The sequence below is a fragment of the Bacillus sp. FSL K6-0073 genome, from assembly GCF_038006085.1.
Taxonomy (GTDB): Bacteria; Bacillota; Bacilli; order Bacillales; family Bacillaceae_G; genus Bacillus_A; species Bacillus_A cereus.
Genome location: NZ_JBBOUN010000001.1, coordinates 335,204 through 353,297 on the forward strand (window position 1 = coordinate 335,204; position 18,094 = coordinate 353,297).

Here is an 18,094-nt window from a genome sequence, read left to right on the forward strand (position 1 = left end):
TGAGGAATCAGCGGGATTTTTTATGCATCTTTATCTTTTTTTAATTTCCCTTTTTGCTTTGCCATTTCTCGAAGTAAATACTCGATGTGTGCATTGACGCTACGAAATTCATCATTTGCCCATTTTTCGATGACTGCGTGTAATTCAGGATCAATACGTAATGGAAAGCTTTTCTTTTTAGCCATAATTACTTATAGCCCTTAGTATAGGCTTCCTGTATTAATAACTGGCTGCGCACCTTTATCTGAAACGATGGCAACTAATAAGTTGTTTACCATATTTGCTTTACGCTCGTCATCGAGTTCTAGTACGCCTTCTTCATCTAACATATGGATGGAGTCTTTCGCCATCTTCACAGCACCTTCAACAATTTCTTTTCTAGCAGCTAATACTGCTTTTGCTTGCTGGCGTTGTAGCATTGCATGGGCAATTTCTGTTGCGTAAGCTAAGTGCGTTAAACGAGTTTCTAATACTTCTACACCAGCAATTTCAAGACGCGCCTCTAACTCACGTTTTAATTCCTCAGAGATTTCTTCAGTATTTCCGCGTAACGTAACGCAGGTTTCATCTTGGAAATTGTCATAAGGATATTTTGTTGCAACATGGCGGATTGCCGTTTCGCTTTGAATTTCTACAAATCGATCATAATGTTCAACACCAAACATTGCTTTTGCAGAATCAACAACTTTATATACGATAACAGCTGCAATTTCAATTGGATTTCCATCAACGTCATTTACTTTTAATTTTTTACTGTTAAAGTTTTCAACACGTAAAGATACAGTTTGACGGAATGCGAACGGAATCGTTAAAAATAAACCGTTTTGACGAATTGTTCCTAAATAATTACCGAAGAACGTAATAACCTTCGCTTGATTCGGTTGAACAATACCGATACCTGTAGCGAGAACTGCGGCTAATATAATAGTTAGTGCCGCTCCTATGAAAATTTCTTGTGCAAGGAAAAATACACCGATAGCAGCTAAAATCAAAATTCCAATAATACCGAGAAAACCATTTACATAAAATACTTGTTTTTCTTTCATATGATCGCCTCCTGATATAAAAATGATATCACTTTTATATCATTTTAAGCAAGAGGTATGCATCTAATTTTCTGAATTTTATTGGTTGATATCTTTTATATACATTTTAAGGTTCAAAAAGAGAATGTACGTTCTGTTTTGTGGTAAAATAAAGAAGACTTAACCGCCCACTGCAGCAGCTAAGTCCCTTTGAGAGCATCTTGCATCGTGACAAATGATTCAAAGCGGTTTTGCCAGGATTATATCTTCAATCGCTGACTCAATCTCTTTGTCAGAAGCGTCATAACTTCCTTTTGACTCTGGCTTGTCATGAGTGGAAGTTTGATTCACTTCTTCTTTAGCATGTCCTTTTTCAGCAAAATTCATGCTAGGCATTTTAAATGCCCCCATATTCATGTATTTTCCGAATTTCCACATTTCAACAACAGGGCAGAAACGAACAATTCCTTCTGCAACTTTCATTGCACCAATCCATAGAAAAATGTTAGACCAAGTGCACCACGGCTTGCGTACAAGTTTAGTTGCACTACATCCGAAGAGGACGAGACCAAGTGTAATTCGAATTAGAGCGTTTATTGTCCCGATATTTTGCTTCATTAGAAAAACACTCCTTTTTATGAAAGTTGAAATAGATAATACTATTTCTTTTATTAGTATCCCGTTTGATTTTTGGGATATGTAATCCAACATTTGACGTGGAAAAAGATGTTGGAATGTGCGTGTGTGTAAGTAACTTTTTTTGTTATAATGAAAGAATGCATAAAAGGAACTTCAAAATTAAATCCTCTAGTTTAAAAAATATGGAAGAGGTAATTCCAAACTTAATTCTCCGTTTTAAACAAATATTTAAGATGAAGTTAAAACAATAATGATGAAAATAAACTGTTATTTTGAACAGAAATATATATAACTAGAGAAAAGGAAGGGTGTTTTCATGTACGATATTTCCGGATGGAAACATGTATTTAAGCTTGATCCAAATAAGGAGTTAAGCGATGAACATTTAGAAATGATTTGTGAGTCTGGAACTGATGCGGTTATTGTAGGCGGAAGTGATGGAGTTACAATTGATAACGTATTACACATGCTAGTTAGCATTCGTAGATATGCAGTTCCTTGTGTATTAGAGGTTTCTGATGTAGAAGCAATTACACCAGGATTTGATTTTTATTACATCCCAAGTGTTTTAAATAGCCGAAAAGTAGAATGGGTAACAGGTGTTCATCATGAGGCATTGAAAGAATTTGGGGATATTATGGACTGGGACGAAATTTTTATGGAAGGGTATTGTGTTTTAAATCCAGAAGCGAAAGTAGCCCAGCTTACAGAAGCGAAATGTGATGTAACAGAAGATGACGTTATTGCATATGCTCGTTTAGCAGACAAGCTATTACGTTTACCGATATTTTATTTAGAATATAGCGGTACGTATGGAGATGTTGAACTTGTTAAAAATGTAAAAGCAGAATTGAAACAAGCTAAGTTATATTATGGCGGTGGTATTTCTAATGCAGAACAGGCGAAAGAAATGGCACAATATGCTGATACAGTAGTTGTTGGAAATATTATTTATGATGATATAAAATCGGCGTTAAAAACAGTTAAAGCAGTAAAAGGAGAGTAGGTGCAGGCGTATATGAGTATGACAGATAAGTTATTAAACGGTTTAAATCCACAGCAACAAAAAGCAGTACAAACAACGAATGGACCACTTCTATTAATGGCAGGTGCAGGTAGTGGTAAGACACGTGTGTTAACACATCGTATTGCGTATTTACTTGGTGAAAAAGGTGTAGCACCATGGAATGTACTAGCTATTACCTTCACAAATAAAGCAGCTCGTGAAATGCGTGAGCGTATTGATACACTTGTGGGACCAGAAGCAGAAGATATTTGGATTTCGACGTTTCACTCTATGTGTGTACGTATTTTACGACGCGATATCGATCGTATTGGTATTAATCGTAACTTTACAATCTTAGATTCAGGTGATCAGCTAACTGTAGTCAAAAAAATTATGAAAGAGCGCAATGTTGATCCGAAGAAATTTGAGCCGCGCTCTATTTTAGCGGGCATTAGTAATGCGAAAAATGAACTGTTATCTGCGGATAAATATGCAAAAAAAATTACAATGGCTGATCCATATGAAAAATTAACGAGCGATGTATACACAGAGTATCAAAAACGTCTTTTGAAAAATAATTCATTAGACTTTGATGATTTAATTATGACGACGATTCAGCTATTTGAACGTGTTCCAGAAGTATTAGAGTTTTATCAGCGTAAGTTCCAATATATTCATGTTGATGAGTATCAAGATACAAATAAAGCGCAATATCTTCTTGTTAAACATTTGGCAGCGCGTTTTAAAAATCTTTGCGTTGTGGGTGACTCTGACCAGTCTATTTATCGCTGGCGTGGTGCAGATATTTCTAACATTTTGTCATTCGAAAAAGACTATGAGAATGCACAAGTAATTCTGTTAGAACAAAACTATCGTTCGTCACAAAATATTTTAAATGCAGCGAATGCTGTTATTGAAAAAAATACGAATCGTAAGCCGAAGAAATTATGGACAGACAATCAAGTTGGAAGTAAAATCTCGTATTATCGTGCTGCAACTGAAAAGGACGAAGCGTATTTTGTTGCAAAAAAAATTCGTGACGATATTCAAATGGGGAAACGAAAATATACTGATTTTGCAGTGCTATATCGTACGAATGCTCAGTCTCGTATGGTCGAGGAGATTTTCCTTAAATCTAACATTCCGTATAAAATTGTCGGGGGTACGAAGTTCTACGATCGTAAAGAGATTAAAGATATTTTGGCGTACTTACGTTTAATCGGTAATCCAGATGATGAAATTAGTTTTGCACGTATTATAAATGTGCCAAAGCGTGGCATTGGTGCGACTTCTATCGATAAAATTATTAATTACGGTGTGCAAAATGGAATTTCATTAACTGCTGTATTTGATGAGATTGAGCATGTTGGAGTAAGTGCAAAAATTACAAAGGCAGTAAAAGAATTCGCGAATTTATTAAATAACTGGGTAAATATGCAAGAGTATTTATCTGTTACAGAATTAGTAGAAGAAGTTATTGAAAAAACAGGCTATCGCGATATGTTGAAAAATGAACGTTCTTTAGAAGCGGAAGGTCGTTTAGAAAACTTAGACGAGTTCTTATCTGTTACGCAAACATTTGAATCTCAAAGCGAAGATAAGAGCCTTGTTGCATTCTTAACAGATTTAGCACTTGTTGCTGATATTGATCGTGTAGATGAAGACCCAACTGCTGGTGAAGAAGTTATTTTAATGACGATGCACTCGGCGAAAGGATTAGAGTTCCCGGTTGTCTTTATTGTTGGCTTAGAGGAAGGGATATTCCCTCATACTCGTTCTCTTATGGAAGAGGATGAAATGCAAGAAGAACGTCGTCTTGCTTATGTAGGTATTACTCGTGCAGAAGAAGAGCTATATTTATCTAACGCGCAAATGCGTACATTATTTGGTAGAACAAGTATGAACGCTGCGTCTCGATTTATTACAGAAATACCGACAGAACTAGTGGAATCATTAAATGAAACAGCGCCGAAGCGTGAAACATCGTTTGGTACAAAAGGCAGAACGGCAAGTAGCGGCAAAACGACAATCACAACAGCAACACGCTCTCGTTCAGCTTTCGCGCGCCCTGCAGCTAAGACGACAGGTGGCGAACAAATTGGCTGGGCTGTAGGAGATAAAGCTTCCCACCAAAAATGGGGAGTCGGTACAGTTGTAAGTGTAAAAGGTGAAGGTGATGCAAAAGAATTAGATATTGCGTTCCCAAGCCCAATTGGTGTTAAACGTTTGTTAGCAAAATTTGCACCTGTGACGAAACAATAGGAAAGGAATGAGGATATGTCAAAAGAGATAGTAAAAAAACGTATAGAAGAATTACGTGACTTGTTAAATACATTTAACTATCAATATCACGTATTAGACAATCCTTCTGTTTCTGATGCGGAATATGACCGTAATATGCAGGAGCTTATAAAATTAGAAGCAGAGAACCCAGAGTTTATGAGTGAAGATTCTCCCTCCGTTCGCGTTGGGGGGACTGTTCTTGATATATTTGAAAAAGTAACACATAAGTCACCAATGTTAAGTTTAGGAAATGCATTTAACGAAGGAGATTTACGTGATTTCGACAGAAGAGTACGTCAAGGAATTGATGGTGCGAATGTAAGATATATATGTGAATTAAAAATTGACGGGCTTGCCGTTTCGCTTCATTATGAAAAAGGACGCTTCATTCAAGGGGCGACACGTGGTGATGGTGTAACGGGTGAAGATATTACTCAAAATTTAAAAACGATTAAAGCTATCCCACTGCGTTTAAATGAAGAAGTAACGTTAGAAGCACGAGGCGAAGCATATATGCCGAAGCGTTCATTCGTTAAACTAAATGAAGAAAAAGAGCAAAATGGAGAAGATGTATTTGCGAATCCGCGTAATGCAGCAGCAGGTTCAATACGTCAACTTGATCCGAAAATTGCAGCGAAGCGTAACTTATCTATGTTTGTGTATGGTCTTGCGAATGTAGAAGAAAAAACAATTTCATCACATGGTGAATCGCTGGATTTCTTAGGTGAACTTGGATTTAAGACAAATCCAAATCGCCGTACATGTGAAACAATTGAAGAAGTTATAGCTTATGTAGAAGAATGGCAAGAAAAACGTCCGCATCTTGATTATGAGATTGATGGAATCGTTATAAAAGTAGATGATGTTGCCCTTCAAGAAAGTCTAGGAACTACAGCGAAGAGTCCAAGATGGGCGATTGCTTATAAATTCCCGGCTGAAGAAGTTGTAACGAGATTAACAGGCATTGAATTAAGTGTTGGCCGAACAGGGGTTGTAACACCGACTGCAGAACTAGAGCCAGTGAGAGTTGCTGGTACGATTGTTCGTCGTGCTTCTTTACATAACGAAGATTTAATTCGTGAAAAAGACATTCGAATTGGTGACTACGTTGTTGTGAAGAAGGCTGGAGATATTATTCCTGAAGTTGTGAACGTTATTTTTGATAAGCGTACTGGTGAGGAAGAAGAATACCGCATGCCAACTCATTGTCCAGCATGTGAGAGTGAACTTGTTCGTTTAGAAGAAGAAGTAGCACTTCGTTGTATAAATCCAACTTGTCCTGCTCAAATTCGAGAAGGGTTAATCCATTTCGTTTCAAGAAATGCAATGAATATTGATGGACTTGGAGAACGTGTCATTACACAACTCTTTGATGCTGATTACATTCGTACATTTGCTGATTTATATGCATTGACGAAAGAGCAATTATTACAGTTAGAACGTTTTGGTGAAAAATCAGCAACAAACTTAATACAAGCAATTGAAAATTCTAAAGAAAACTCGTTAGAGCGATTATTATTTGGTCTTGGAATTCGCCACGTTGGAGCGAAAGCAGCACGTACATTTGCAGAGCACTTTGAAACGATGGATGAGCTTGTAAAAGCAACGGAAGAAGAACTAAAAGCAATTAATGAAATTGGCGAAAAAATGGCTCAATCTGTTGTGACATATTTTGATAATGAAGATGTATTAGAGTTATTACAGCAGTTTAAAGAGTATGGCGTGAATATGACATACAAAGGTATAAAAATTGCAGATTTACAAAATGTTGAATCTTACTTCGCAGGAAAAACGGTTGTTTTAACAGGTAAGCTAGAAGTTATGGGACGAAGTGAAGCGAAGAAGAAGATTGAGGCATTAGGTGGAAAAGTAACAGGAAGTGTTAGTAAGAGTACGGATTTAGTTGTTGCAGGTGAAGCAGCTGGTTCGAAATTAGCACAAGCGGAGAAACATAATGTTGAGGTTTGGAATGAAGAGAGGTTCTTACAAGAGCTAAATAAGTAAGAGGTGCAAACTTACCATGAAAAAAATAGCATTAGCGGTATTAAGCCTTGGCCTACTTGTAAGTGGGTGTAGTGCAGGTGCCGACAAAGATGAAAAAGTGGCTGGGAAATCGGGGAAAGCAAAAGAACAATCAGTTGTTCCAAAATACGCTATTTCGGATGAATATTATAAGACGACTATTCCATTTGATGGTGGAAAGGCACGTGGTTTAGTGGTGCAAGGGTTAAATAGTCGCCTTGATATAGATGAATTTGAAACAGGATTAATGCGAATTGCAAAAGAATCATTTAGTACGAAAGATAATTTTTTAAAAGGCGGAAAAGCTCTAGATACTCAAACTATACAGATGCTTGTTAAAAGAAAACGTACAGATGCTGAACAAAAGGAACTAGAGGAAAAATTAAAAAAAGATGCAGTTAAATTTCCTAATATAGGATTAAATCCTGCATTAGGAACAGGATCCGAATCACTAGAAGTGAAAAATAAAAAAAATCCAATATATATTTCAAATATTTTAGAGCATGATTATTACGTGAAAAAAGGCGATAACGGCGAGGAACGTGTTGGTATGGTAGTTGGATTAGCGATGAATTCTGTTCAATATTTTAACGAAGAGCATGGTTACCCACGTGAAGCTGCAATCCCAGATGAAAAGATGTTAGCTGAAGGGAAAAAAATGGCGCAAGAAATTTTGAAAGTCATACATCAAAAAGAACCTGAAACAAAAAATATTCCGATAACATTTGCGATTTATCGCCAAGCTCCAAAGTCTTCGCTCGTGCCAGGTAATTTTGTTTCTTATGCAAATGTCGAAAAAGGTAGTGAAACGGTTGAAAATTGGAAACAAATTAATGAAAAATATTATTTGTTCCCATCAGAGCAAGCGAAAACAGATAATAAACGTGAAGATCTTGCAAGAGTATCCAACTTTAAGGCAAAACTAAGCGATTATTTCCAAGGCGACTATACAGCTGTTATTGGTACTGGTATGTATAGAGATGATGAATTAAGAGAAATGAAGCTTGATATTCCTGTCCAGTTTAATGGAAAAGCTGAAATAGTTGGTTTTACACAATATGTGGCAGGGCTTGTTATGGAATACTTCCCGAATTATATGAAAGTACAAGTAACGATTAAATCTGTAGAACGCCCAGAAGCTATTATTATACGTGAAGCAAAACAAGATGAACCACTTGTGAAAATTTTAGATTAAATATGAAGGCTGTTCCTCTATGGAACAGCTTTTTTTCTTATATAATTTTGTTATAATTTAAAATGTTGTAAAAAATAGGGGTAAGGGGTAAAGCTCATGGAAGAATTAAGTTTTCAAGTCATTATTTTATTAATTGCATTCGGTTTTTTAGCAGCTTTTATTGATTCCGTTGTTGGAGGAGGAGGGTTAATTTCGCTTCCTGCACTTATGTTTGTTGGCTTATCGCCAGCTTCGGCAATTGCAACGAATAAATTAGCGGCAACAATGGGGACGTTTACGAGTGCGATGTATTTCATTCGATCAGGAAAAGTTGATTTTAAAATTGTAGGAAAGTTAATCCCGTTAACTATTGTTGGAGCTGTTGCAGGTGCTTTAGTAGTAAAATTTATTCCATCGGATATTTTACGCCCATTAGTACTTGTAATGTTGGTATTTATTGCTATTTATATTATTGCAAAAAAGAATTGGGGAAGTGTGTCTACCTATAAGAAGATGACGCAAAGAAAAACATTAATATTTTTCTTTGCTATTTTAATGATAGGATTTTATGATGGTTTTTTTGGACCAGGGACAGGGTCGTTTTTAATTTTTGCATTTTTATTAATTGGCTTGGATTTTATTCAAGCGGCAGCATCTGGAAAACTTTTGAACTTTGTTAGTAATATTGTATCTTTAATTACTTTTTTATTTTTAGACATAATTCATTTTGAATACGGTATTATCATGGGATTATCAATGATCTTAGGTGCTTATTTTGGATCGAAGTTTGCGGTTCAAAAAGGTGTTGGATATGTAAGAACTTTATTTTTATTAGTTACTATATTATTGATTGGGAAAAATGTTTTGGAATATACTCATATTTTGTAGATTCATACGCATGTATGAATCTCTTTTTTTTATTATATTTTAAAAATTTATTAATTTTTAAAATATAAGTCTAGGAATATTTGAATAAATCTAAATTATCGTGTAGAATAATGTTGTAAAATGTAAACGTTTTTCTAAGGGGAGGCTAAAAAAATGGTAGTAGCATACAAACATGAGCCATTTACAGATTTTTCAGTGGAGGCTAACAAATTAGCGTTTGAAGAAGGTTTAAAGAAAGTAGAATCTTATCTTGGACAAGACTATCCATTAATTATTGGGGGAGAAAAAATCACTACAGAAGACAAAATTGTTTCTGTAAACCCTGCAAATAAAGAGGAACTTGTTGGTCGTGTTTCAAAAGCAAGCCGTGAGTTAGCTGAAAAAGCAATGCAAGTAGCGGATGAAACATTCCAAACTTGGAGAAAATCAAAGCCAGAAATGCGTGCAGATATTTTATTCCGTGCTGCAGCAATCGTTCGTCGCAGAAAACATGAATTCTCTGCTATTCTTGTAAAAGAAGCAGGTAAGCCATGGAATGAGGCAGATGCTGATACAGCAGAAGCAATCGACTTTATGGAATATTATGGTCGTCAAATGTTAAAATTAAAAGACGGTATTCCAGTAGAAAGCCGTCCAATTGAATATAATCGTTTCTCTTACATTCCATTAGGAGTAGGTGTTATCATTTCTCCTTGGAACTTCCCATTCGCAATTATGGCAGGTATGACAACAGCTGCTTTAGTTTCTGGTAACACAGTATTACTAAAACCAGCTAGTACAACTCCTGTAGTAGCAGCGAAATTTATGGAAGTATTAGAAGAAGCTGGCTTACCAGCTGGCGTAGTAAACTTCGTTCCAGGTAACGGTTCTGAAGTTGGTGACTACTTAGTAGATCATCCTCGTACACGTTTCGTAAGCTTCACGGGATCTCGTGATGTAGGTATCCGTATCTACGAGCGTGCAGCGAAAGTAAACCCAGGACAAATTTGGTTAAAACGTGTTATCGCTGAAATGGGCGGTAAAGATACAATCGTTGTTGATAAAGAAGCAGATCTTGAATTAGCAGCTAAGTCTATCGTTGCATCAGCATTCGGATTCTCAGGACAAAAATGTTCTGCATGTTCTCGTGCAGTAATCCATGAAGATGTATACGATCACGTATTAAATCGTGCTGTTGAATTAACAAAAGAATTAAAAGTTGCTAACCCAGCAGTATTAGGTACAAACATGGGTCCTGTTAATGACCAAGCTGCATTTGATAAAGTAATGAGCTATGTTGCAATTGGTAAAGAAGAAGGTAGAATCTTAGCAGGTGGCGAAGGAGACGATTCTAAAGGCTGGTTCATCCAACCAACAATCGTTGCTGACGTTGCAGAAGATGCTCGCTTAATGAAAGAAGAAATCTTCGGACCAGTAGTAGCATTCTGTAAAGCGAAAGACTTTGATCATGCACTTGCAATTGCAAACAATACGGAATACGGTTTAACAGGTGCTGTTATTACTAACAACCGTGACCATATTGAAAAAGCACGCGAAGACTTCCACGTTGGTAACTTATACTTCAACCGTGGATGTACTGGTGCAATCGTAGGTTACCAACCATTCGGTGGCTTTAACATGTCTGGTACAGACTCTAAAGCTGGTGGACCTGATTACTTAGCACTTCACATGCAAGCAAAAACTACTTCTGAAACTTTATAAGAAATAGTAGAGGAGCTCTTCACAGAATGTGAAGAGCTCCTTTTAAAATTGAACCCCCATATATTACCGTCGTTCGAAGAGAATGAGCTAAAACCTATTAATAGCGTGATAAACATGTGAACAGAAATAAAATGATGAGAAAAGTTGACTTATTAGTCATATTTTTTAGTATTCATTTTGAGAATTTCCTGTATAATACAATTTGAAAGAAAATCTATGGTTCGACAAGGAACACTCCTTTCAGTTTTGCTCACTGAAAGGAGTGTTTTTTTATGTAGCTAAAAATTCTTGCGTGCTTATTACATTTGCATATACGCCATTTAAACTAGCTAAAATTGTATTGTGAATATAAACAGCTGGTATAGTAGCGTTCTTAAAAGAAAGGTCTTTTGTAGCACAAGCGTCATGTATAACGGTACATTGAAAGCCAAAATCGAATGCAGCCCTTACTGTTGCATCGATACACATATGAGTCATCATCCCGCATACAACGACATGTTCAATATTTAAACGTTTTAATTGCTCTAGAAGATTAGTTTCTCGGAAGCTATTTGGATAATGTTTGACTATAACTGTTTCTTCTCTAAGTGGACGTACGCTTTCATGAATATGTACACCTTCTGTATTAGGTAGGAAAAAAGTAGCGTCATCTTTTATAGCTACGTGTTGGATATGAAAAATAGGTTCGCTGTTTGTTCTAAAGTGTTGTAATAACTGATTAGCATATTCGCTTGCTTCTACTGGATTACGCAATTCCATCTTTCCATTTGGAAAATAATCGTTTTGAATATCGACGAGTAAAAGAGCTGTTTTCATATATTTATCTTCCTCCGAGTTTCATATTCAAATAAATTTATTCAATTCGTAGAGAGGATTCTCCTGTTTAAAAATATGAGGAAGAAGAATTTTAAATAACCTTGAAAGTTACTATTTTTCAGATGAATATTCATCTGAAAATTTTAATAAAGGAATAATTAATATTTTTCTAAAAAATGTATTGACTCTTATTATTCTGAGTTCTATAATGAGAATTAATTAAACGACAATTAAATCGATACATTCTTATCCAGAGAGGTGGAGGGACTGGCCCTACGATACCTCAGCAACGGGTTTTTTAATACCGTGCTAACTCCAGCAAGCCATATAAAGGCTTGGAAGATGAGAAGATGTGAACGAGTACATATAAGTGCTCTCCTTCTTATCTTTATGGTTGATAAGAAGGAGGGCACTTTTTATTTTACCTCGAAAGCTCTGCTTCAAGTTTTTACAGCATATAGGAGGGAAAAAAATGATTTCTTTTAACAATGTAAGTAAAGTGTATGAATCAGCTGGCCAATCTGTTCATGCGGTGGAGGATGTAACATTATCAGTTGAGAAAGGCGAAATTTTTGGCATTATCGGTTTTAGTGGCGCTGGAAAGAGTACGTTATTACGCTTAGTAAATATGTTAGAGAGACCGACGGCAGGAACGATTTCAATAGATGATAAAGATATTACATCATTATCGACGAAAGAATTACGTAAACTGAGACAAAGAATTGGAATGATTTTTCAAAGTTTTAATTTATTTAATTCAAGAACAGTATTTGGAAATATTGCTTATCCATTAAAGTTAGCGAAAGTACCAAAGAATGAGATAAAAAAAAGAGTAAATGAACTGCTGAAGTTTGTAGGGTTAGAAGATAAAGCAAACTATTACCCAGAGCAGCTATCAGGTGGACAAAAGCAGCGTGTGGGCATTGCTAGAGCACTTGCGACATCGCCAGATATTCTTATATGTGATGAGGCAACATCAGCCTTAGATCCAGAAACAACGACAGAAATTCTAAACTTATTAAAGAAAGTAAATCGAGAATACAATTTAACAATTCTTCTTATTACACATGAAATGCATGTTGTGAAAGAAATTTGTCACCGTGTAGCTGTAATGGAGAAGGGAAAAGTTATTGAAGAAGGAAAACTGTTTGATGTTTTCACACAACCAAAAACAAAGACGACTCAAAACTTTGTACGTTCTGTCATTAATGATCATTTACCGAAAAGTGTTCTAGCGAAAATTCAAAATGGTGGTCAAATTTATCGTCTAACATTTACTGGTGAGGAGACAGGACAGCCGGTACTATCATATATCGCAAAAAACTATAACGTCGATGTAAATGTACTGTACGGAAATATTATTGAACTTCAAAATGTGCTATTTGGAAATCTTCTTGTAGAGTTGCAAGGTGAGCAGAGGGAAATTCAAAAAGCATTACAACATCTAAGACTGCAAGTGCAGCTGAAGGAGGTAGAAGCTCATGCGAGTTGATTGGAGTATATTTTGGCCGCGTATACTAGATGCGACGGGGGATACCCTCTTAATGGTAATTGTAACCCTTATATTTGCTACAATTCTGGGTATACCTCTAGGTTTACTTTTATATGTAACGAGAAAAGGAAACTTTTTAGAAAATAAATGGGTCTTTTCTATTCTTAACATCATAATTAATACAATTCGTCCGGTACCATTCATTATCTTTTTAGTAGCCTTAAGTCCACTAACAAGAAGTGTTATCGGAACGACGATTGGAACAGCAGCGGCAATTTTCCCGATGACGTTAGTCGCATCAATTGGTATTGCTAGAATGGTTGAAACAAACCTTGTTTCCGTTCCGAAAGGAGTAATTGAAGCAGCGCAAGCAATGGGCGCCTCGCCAATTAGAATTGTTTTTGAAATCCTTGTACCAGAAGCGTTAGCACCATTAATCTTAGGTGTCACATTTATGACAGTTGGTTTAATTGAATTCTCTGCAGTTGCTGGGCTTGTCGGTGGTGGCGGTCTTGGTGACTTGGCAATGACATATGGTTATCAACGTTTTGATACATCAGTTATGTTCGTAACGGTCGTGTTACTTATCATTCTCGTACAGATAGCTCAAAATTTAGGAAACTACTTTGCGAAAGTCTTGTTACGCAGATCATAAAAAGGAAGAGAGGAAAAGAAAATGAAGAAAATTTTAGCATTTGCATTATCAGCGATTGTAGGAGTCTCAGCATTAAGCGGCTGCTCAAGTGGAGACACGGGTGCAGGAGCGAAAGAAAAAGTAGTTCGCGTCGGTGTAACTGGAACGGATGGAGACGCTTGGGAAATTTTGAAGAAAAAAGCTGAAAAAGAAGGGATTAAGATTAAACTGGTGGAGTTCTCTGATTACACAAAGCCAAATAAAGCGTTAGCTGATGGAGATATTGAATTAAACTCATTCCAGCATATTGCTTTCTTAGAGCAATTTAAAAAAGAGCATAAGTTAGATATTACAGCTGTTGGTACAACGCAAATTGCGCCAATGGGTTTATACTCTGAAAAATATAAGAAAGCAAATGAAATCCCAGATGGTTCAGAAATTGCAATTCCAAACGATCCAACGAACCAAGCACGGGCATTAAAACTTCTTGATGCAGCTGGATTATTAAAGCTTAAAAAAGACTTTGGTCTATTTGGAGATCCAAGTGGTATTGCTGAAAATCCGAAGAAATTAAAAATTACACCGGTTATCGCACAGCAAACACCTCGTGTGTTAAAAGATGTAGCGGCATCAGTTATTAATAACGGTGTTGCTGGTCAAGCTGGATTAGATCCAGCTAAGGATCCTATTTTCTTAGAAGATCCAAAGAATGCAAATGCGAAGCCATATATTAATATTTTTGCAGCTCGTACGAAAGATAAAGATGATCCAACATTGAAAAAAGTAATTGAACTATATCATTCAAAAGAAGTAACAGACGCAATTAAGAAAGAAACAAATGATGGTTCCATTTCAGTAGATCTTTCACTTGATGAGCTTGAAAAAATCGTAAAATAATCATTGGGTTTAATGGACTAACAGAAGGAACCCCTCCGCTGTTAGTTCGTTCAACATATAAACTTAACAAACAAACCCTAATTCTGTACTTTCCAATTTTGTATAACATAGAATCCAATGTTTGTTAAGTAGAGTGATAGACCAGGAGTTTTCCTGGTCTTTTTTTATGAATGAAAGTAGCTAGCGAACAGTAAGGTAATCCAAATTATAATGGGATAAGAAAATAAGCTGAAAAGGAGTGTAATTACGAATTGCTTTGGATGAATTAAGTGTTTTTTTGATAAAAAAAAGAAAATAGAAAAGAGAGTAATGAAAAATGCTGATATTACGCCGGGGTTATAGGAGCGATAAATGAAAAACAAAATAATATGTTGAACAGAGTTGAAGAAGATGGCCCCTTGTATAAAAATAATCCAGCATATAGAAGACAAGAAGTTAAGTTGATATAGAAAGACGATAAGTAATACAAAGATTGTTAATACGGAAATGGCAATGAAAAATTGTTGGCTAGTTATAAGACGGATTGAAAATTGATTAGCAAGGTATTGTGGCATTTGGAAAGCTTCTTCAAGGTTATGAATGAAAAATAATAAGGGAATGATCCAGAATATAGTAGTGGGATGTTTTTTCATCAATTTACATCACTCCAATAAAGTATAGAAAGCCTAAAAAAGGCCCTCTATACAGAGATAGTTATTCAATTATGATATTTTTTAAATTAACTTCATGATGCTCTTGTTCTTTCGGATAAGCAGCTAGTTCCTCTTGTAAAATATTTAATATTTGCTTAGCTGAATGCTGGATGGGATTAGGTAGCTCTTCTAATATATGCATCCCGACTTTTACTTTTGTACGAATTACCCTTCGTAGTAATTCCTCATGCATGTACTACACCTCCAAACCGAATATTTAGTACATCTTCTTCAAATTTTGCTCCTTGAATAGAAAGGTGTGTTAATGTTTTTGGTAACGTGATGTTCCGTTTAACAGAACCAGCTCGAATAATAAGTTCATCACCTTTTTGATTTAAGGAAAGTTCACTTTTGTTTGAGAAGGGAATGGACAGAACGAAAATATACTCATCGCCATCCTTTTTTACATATTGAGTGCGCCCGTTAAATTTCACTTCTGTAGGGGAATGATCAGTTTTAAATAAAGAATCTCCTACACGTTCTAACATAGACAAACCAACAACTTCTTGTTCAAACATTGGAGCTTCGTAAATAGGAAGGGGTTGAAAACTATCTTTAATTAATGTTTTATATTTCTTCTGTGTATCTTTCCATGCCTGAAAATAAGGATCGGTGACAGTGTTAGGGATGACGCGGTTAATCATAATGGCATCTACGTTATAATCGTATAAATTCAAATAAGTAAAGCTGCGCTGGGCTTCTTTAATGACCATTTTTTCAGGATTTACAACGATGCGGATACTTGTTACTTCTCGATTTGATAAAATATCTCTCATTTCTCCGAGCTGTTCAAGTGTACTTGTTAATTCGTCCATAATATCGTCGGTTGGAAGAGGGACACCAAGGAGTGGTTGAGCTACAGGACGAACGACTTTTAAAACTTTTCTTTTAATAGGAAATAATTTTTCCATCCACCAGCCGAGCATGTCTGGAAAGCTTAGCATTGCTAATGTTTCTCCTGTTGGAGCACAATCAATGATAATAACATCATATGTGTTTTGTTTATAATAATCGAGTACGCGAAGTAGGCTAATTAAATCTTCCATACCAGGAAACATCGTTAACTCTTCTGTTGTAATATCATCAGCTGCTTTGGAAGTGAAGAGTAGTGTAATATATTTCTGTAATTTTCCCCAGCCTTTTTCCATTTCATAAATCGTATTAATTTCTTGTGCCCACAAATTTTCACGAATTTCTAGTGGTTCAGAAGATAGCCTTATACCAAATGAATCTCCTAAACTATGAGCAGGATCTGTGCTCATTACTAATGTTTTTAATCCTTGTTTCGCACTTTGAATTGCTGTTGCTGCTGAAATGCTAGTTTTTCCTACGCCGCCTTTACCTGTATACAAGATAATTCTCATCATTCATATCCCCTTTGTTTCGAATGTCGAATATTACGAGTGTCGAAGTAAATGATTGAATAAAAACCCAGATAGGGTTTTATTCAATCGGAATGTTTTTCATTTTAGGTGTAGAAATCTTTTCTTCTGTTTTTCGCTGTGACGTAGCGATGTGATTCATGATTTTTTGGAAGATTTGTAGTAAGAATGCTTTTTCTTCTTCTGATAATGCTTCTGTTACTAAGCTAAAGTAATGGGCCGCATTTTGTTTTACTTCTTGAACGAGCATTACGCCGTTTTCTGTTAACCGAATTAATACAATACGTCGGTCATTTTCATCACGGTAGCGTTCAATATATCCCTTTTTTACAAGGCGATTTACAACGCCCGTTGTTGTACTCATCGGTATATCAAGAAGATCAGCAATTTTCGTCATTGTAATATCTGTATTTCGTTCCATCCAAAGTAAACAAAATACTTCTGTTTTAGAAAGTGTTAAATCTAGGCTTACCCATTCTTCAGGATAGAAAAGTTTCTTGGCGTTATCTAGCAGTAAGTCTAAAAAATGTTCATATTGCAACAATTAATTCCACTCCCGTATATTTCGAGGTTCGTAATATTTATTTTATGTAGAATAGAAATAATTGTCAATGATTTTAATTGTTTTTTCAGATTAGGCAGAAAACTTTCTTTAAAATAGTATTCTTTTATGGTAGATTTATAAATATAAAACTAGAATTTACATAAAAATCCATCATGGTAAATATACTTATCTATAATGGGTATACAGCTAACGAGGGGGAGAACGATGAGAAGACGTAATACGCAAGCGTTCACGTTTTTAGCATGGACTTCATTTGTTTGTGCGCTTTCAGGTATGCTAATTGGGATTTATACGTTAGATGAAACGCTTAGTGTAAAAGGATACTATTTAATTGGAACATTATTTTTAACGATGTCTTGTTTTGTATTACAAAAAACAATTCGTGATAATGAAGAAGATAACGAGAGATTTCCGAAAAATAAAACGTTAGATAAAGAGTAAATTGTAAAGAAAGGCATTTGCCTTTCTTTTTTTATGTAAAAATGGCGTAAGTACTCTGTGTTGACTTGCTTGAAGTACTGAAAATTTGGTATCATCAATAGTATTGTAGATTGAACGATATATTATGGAGGTGGCCTAGCCGTGTCAAGAATTTCCGTTGAGAATGTAAAGCACGTAGCACATTTAGCACGTCTTGCAATTACTGATCAAGAAGCAGAAAAATTTCAAAAACAACTAGATGCAATTGTTACATTTGCAGAACAGTTAAATGAATTAGATACAACAGATGTAAAACCAACAACTCATGTATTAACTATGAAAAATGTTATGCGTGAAGATGTACCAGAAAAAGGTTTACCAGTTGAAGAAGTATTAAAAAATGCACCGGATCACAAAGATAATCAAATCCGTGTTCCAGCAGTATTAGAATAGAGGAG

The 18,094-nt window shown here is 35.7% G+C and carries 18 protein-coding genes, 1 pseudogene and 1 riboswitch; of the genes and pseudogenes, 11 read left to right on the top strand and 8 right to left on the bottom strand.

What is annotated here, in order from left to right:
• Positions 1 to 20 precede the first annotated feature (20 nt).
• The 3 genes from MHB52_RS01815 to MHB52_RS01825 all read right to left on the bottom strand — a co-directional run bounded on the left by MHB52_RS01815 (position 21) and on the right by MHB52_RS01825 (position 1,643).
• A complete protein-coding gene (locus tag MHB52_RS01815; protein WP_001085171.1) occupies positions 21 to 185 on the bottom strand; it encodes a toxin-antitoxin system HicB family antitoxin in 165 nt (54 codons plus the stop codon).
• Positions 186 to 200: 15 nt separating this feature from the next.
• Positions 201 to 1,046: an SPFH domain-containing protein gene (locus MHB52_RS01820; protein ID WP_000660669.1), complete on the bottom strand. Its 846-nt coding sequence runs from the start codon at positions 1,044 to 1,046 to the stop codon at positions 201 to 203.
• Positions 1,047 to 1,265: 219 nt separating this feature from the next.
• Positions 1,266 to 1,643 carry a YgaP family membrane protein gene (locus MHB52_RS01825; RefSeq protein WP_000812345.1) on the bottom strand — a complete coding sequence of 126 codons (378 nt, stop codon included), beginning with the start codon at positions 1,641 to 1,643 and terminating at the stop codon, positions 1,266 to 1,268.
• Positions 1,644 to 1,980: 337 nt separating this feature from the next.
• On the opposite strand from MHB52_RS01825, the gene MHB52_RS01830 reads away from it, so the two are divergent.
• The 6 genes from MHB52_RS01830 to pruA all read left to right on the top strand — a co-directional run bounded on the left by MHB52_RS01830 (position 1,981) and on the right by pruA (position 10,738).
• The gene (locus tag MHB52_RS01830) at positions 1,981 to 2,670 is read left to right on the top strand and encodes a heptaprenylglyceryl phosphate synthase (RefSeq protein ID WP_000272103.1); all 690 of its coding nucleotides are present in this window, start codon (positions 1,981 to 1,983) and stop codon (positions 2,668 to 2,670) included.
• A gap of 12 nt (positions 2,671 to 2,682) precedes the next feature.
• Positions 2,683 to 4,932: a DNA helicase PcrA gene (gene pcrA, locus MHB52_RS01835; protein WP_002100669.1), complete on the top strand. Its 2,250-nt coding sequence runs from the start codon at positions 2,683 to 2,685 to the stop codon at positions 4,930 to 4,932.
• Between the two features lie 15 nt (positions 4,933 to 4,947).
• The gene (gene ligA, locus MHB52_RS01840; protein ID WP_000031612.1) at positions 4,948 to 6,957 is read left to right on the top strand and encodes an NAD-dependent DNA ligase LigA; all 2,010 of its coding nucleotides are present in this window, start codon (positions 4,948 to 4,950) and stop codon (positions 6,955 to 6,957) included.
• A 16-nt stretch (positions 6,958 to 6,973) separates the two neighbouring features.
• Complete coding sequence (locus tag MHB52_RS01845; RefSeq protein WP_061662923.1) at positions 6,974 to 8,170, top strand: CamS family sex pheromone protein; 1,197 nt, start codon at positions 6,974 to 6,976, stop codon at positions 8,168 to 8,170.
• Positions 8,171 to 8,266: 96 nt separating this feature from the next.
• Positions 8,267 to 9,037 carry a TSUP family transporter gene (locus MHB52_RS01850; RefSeq protein WP_000391975.1) on the top strand — a complete coding sequence of 257 codons (771 nt, stop codon included), beginning with the start codon at positions 8,267 to 8,269 and terminating at the stop codon, positions 9,035 to 9,037.
• Positions 9,038 to 9,190: 153 nt separating this feature from the next.
• Positions 9,191 to 10,738 (top strand): L-glutamate gamma-semialdehyde dehydrogenase, encoded by a 1,548-nt coding sequence (gene pruA / locus MHB52_RS01855; RefSeq protein WP_000259552.1) that lies wholly within the window; start codon positions 9,191 to 9,193, stop codon positions 10,736 to 10,738.
• 250 nt (positions 10,739 to 10,988) lie between these two features.
• Here pruA and MHB52_RS01860 read toward each other — a convergent pair.
• A pseudogene (locus MHB52_RS01860) lies at positions 10,989 to 11,554 on the bottom strand (cysteine hydrolase family protein).
• Positions 11,555 to 11,797: 243 nt separating this feature from the next.
• Positions 11,798 to 11,903, top strand: a riboswitch (SAM riboswitch).
• Between the two features lie 123 nt (positions 11,904 to 12,026).
• Between MHB52_RS01860 and MHB52_RS01865 the strand changes: the two are divergent.
• From MHB52_RS01865 to MHB52_RS01875, 3 genes are read left to right on the top strand one after another with little or no spacing between them, the layout of a single operon-like run.
• On the top strand, positions 12,027 to 13,046 hold the full coding sequence (locus tag MHB52_RS01865) for a methionine ABC transporter ATP-binding protein (protein WP_061662924.1): 1,020 nt from the start codon (positions 12,027 to 12,029) through the stop codon (positions 13,044 to 13,046).
• The gene (locus tag MHB52_RS01870; RefSeq protein WP_001261865.1) at positions 13,036 to 13,701 is read left to right on the top strand and encodes a methionine ABC transporter permease; all 666 of its coding nucleotides are present in this window, start codon (positions 13,036 to 13,038) and stop codon (positions 13,699 to 13,701) included. The genes MHB52_RS01865 and MHB52_RS01870 overlap by 11 nt, the downstream gene beginning before the upstream one ends.
• Positions 13,702 to 13,722: 21 nt before the next feature.
• On the top strand, positions 13,723 to 14,577 hold the full coding sequence (locus MHB52_RS01875; RefSeq protein ID WP_061662925.1) for a MetQ/NlpA family ABC transporter substrate-binding protein: 855 nt from the start codon (positions 13,723 to 13,725) through the stop codon (positions 14,575 to 14,577).
• Between the two features lie 164 nt (positions 14,578 to 14,741).
• On the opposite strand, the gene MHB52_RS01880 is transcribed toward MHB52_RS01875, so the two are convergent.
• The 4 genes from MHB52_RS01880 to MHB52_RS01895 all read right to left on the bottom strand — a co-directional run bounded on the left by MHB52_RS01880 (position 14,742) and on the right by MHB52_RS01895 (position 17,195).
• The gene (locus MHB52_RS01880; protein WP_016117075.1) at positions 14,742 to 15,209 is read right to left on the bottom strand and encodes an HXXEE domain-containing protein; all 468 of its coding nucleotides are present in this window, start codon (positions 15,207 to 15,209) and stop codon (positions 14,742 to 14,744) included.
• A gap of 61 nt (positions 15,210 to 15,270) precedes the next feature.
• Entirely contained in the window at positions 15,271 to 15,462 is a 192-nt protein-coding gene (locus MHB52_RS01885) for a DUF3926 domain-containing protein (protein ID WP_000544104.1), read from the bottom strand.
• Positions 15,455 to 16,636 carry an ArsA family ATPase gene (locus MHB52_RS01890; protein WP_016117076.1) on the bottom strand — a complete coding sequence of 394 codons (1,182 nt, stop codon included), beginning with the start codon at positions 16,634 to 16,636 and terminating at the stop codon, positions 15,455 to 15,457. Before MHB52_RS01890 ends, MHB52_RS01885 begins: the two co-directional genes overlap by 8 nt.
• A 76-nt stretch (positions 16,637 to 16,712) precedes the next feature.
• On the bottom strand, positions 16,713 to 17,195 hold the full coding sequence (locus MHB52_RS01895; protein ID WP_000942484.1) for a MarR family winged helix-turn-helix transcriptional regulator: 483 nt from the start codon (positions 17,193 to 17,195) through the stop codon (positions 16,713 to 16,715).
• 225 nt (positions 17,196 to 17,420) lie between these two features.
• Here MHB52_RS01895 and MHB52_RS01900 point away from each other — a divergent pair, with 225 nt between their 5' ends.
• Complete coding sequence (locus MHB52_RS01900; protein ID WP_001254395.1) at positions 17,421 to 17,657, top strand: YiaA/YiaB family inner membrane protein; 237 nt, start codon at positions 17,421 to 17,423, stop codon at positions 17,655 to 17,657.
• A gap of 141 nt (positions 17,658 to 17,798) precedes the next feature.
• Positions 17,799 to 18,089 (top strand): Asp-tRNA(Asn)/Glu-tRNA(Gln) amidotransferase subunit GatC, encoded by a 291-nt coding sequence (gene gatC / locus MHB52_RS01905; protein ID WP_000086999.1) that lies wholly within the window; start codon positions 17,799 to 17,801, stop codon positions 18,087 to 18,089.
• The last annotated feature ends 5 nt before the right edge of the window (positions 18,090 to 18,094 follow it).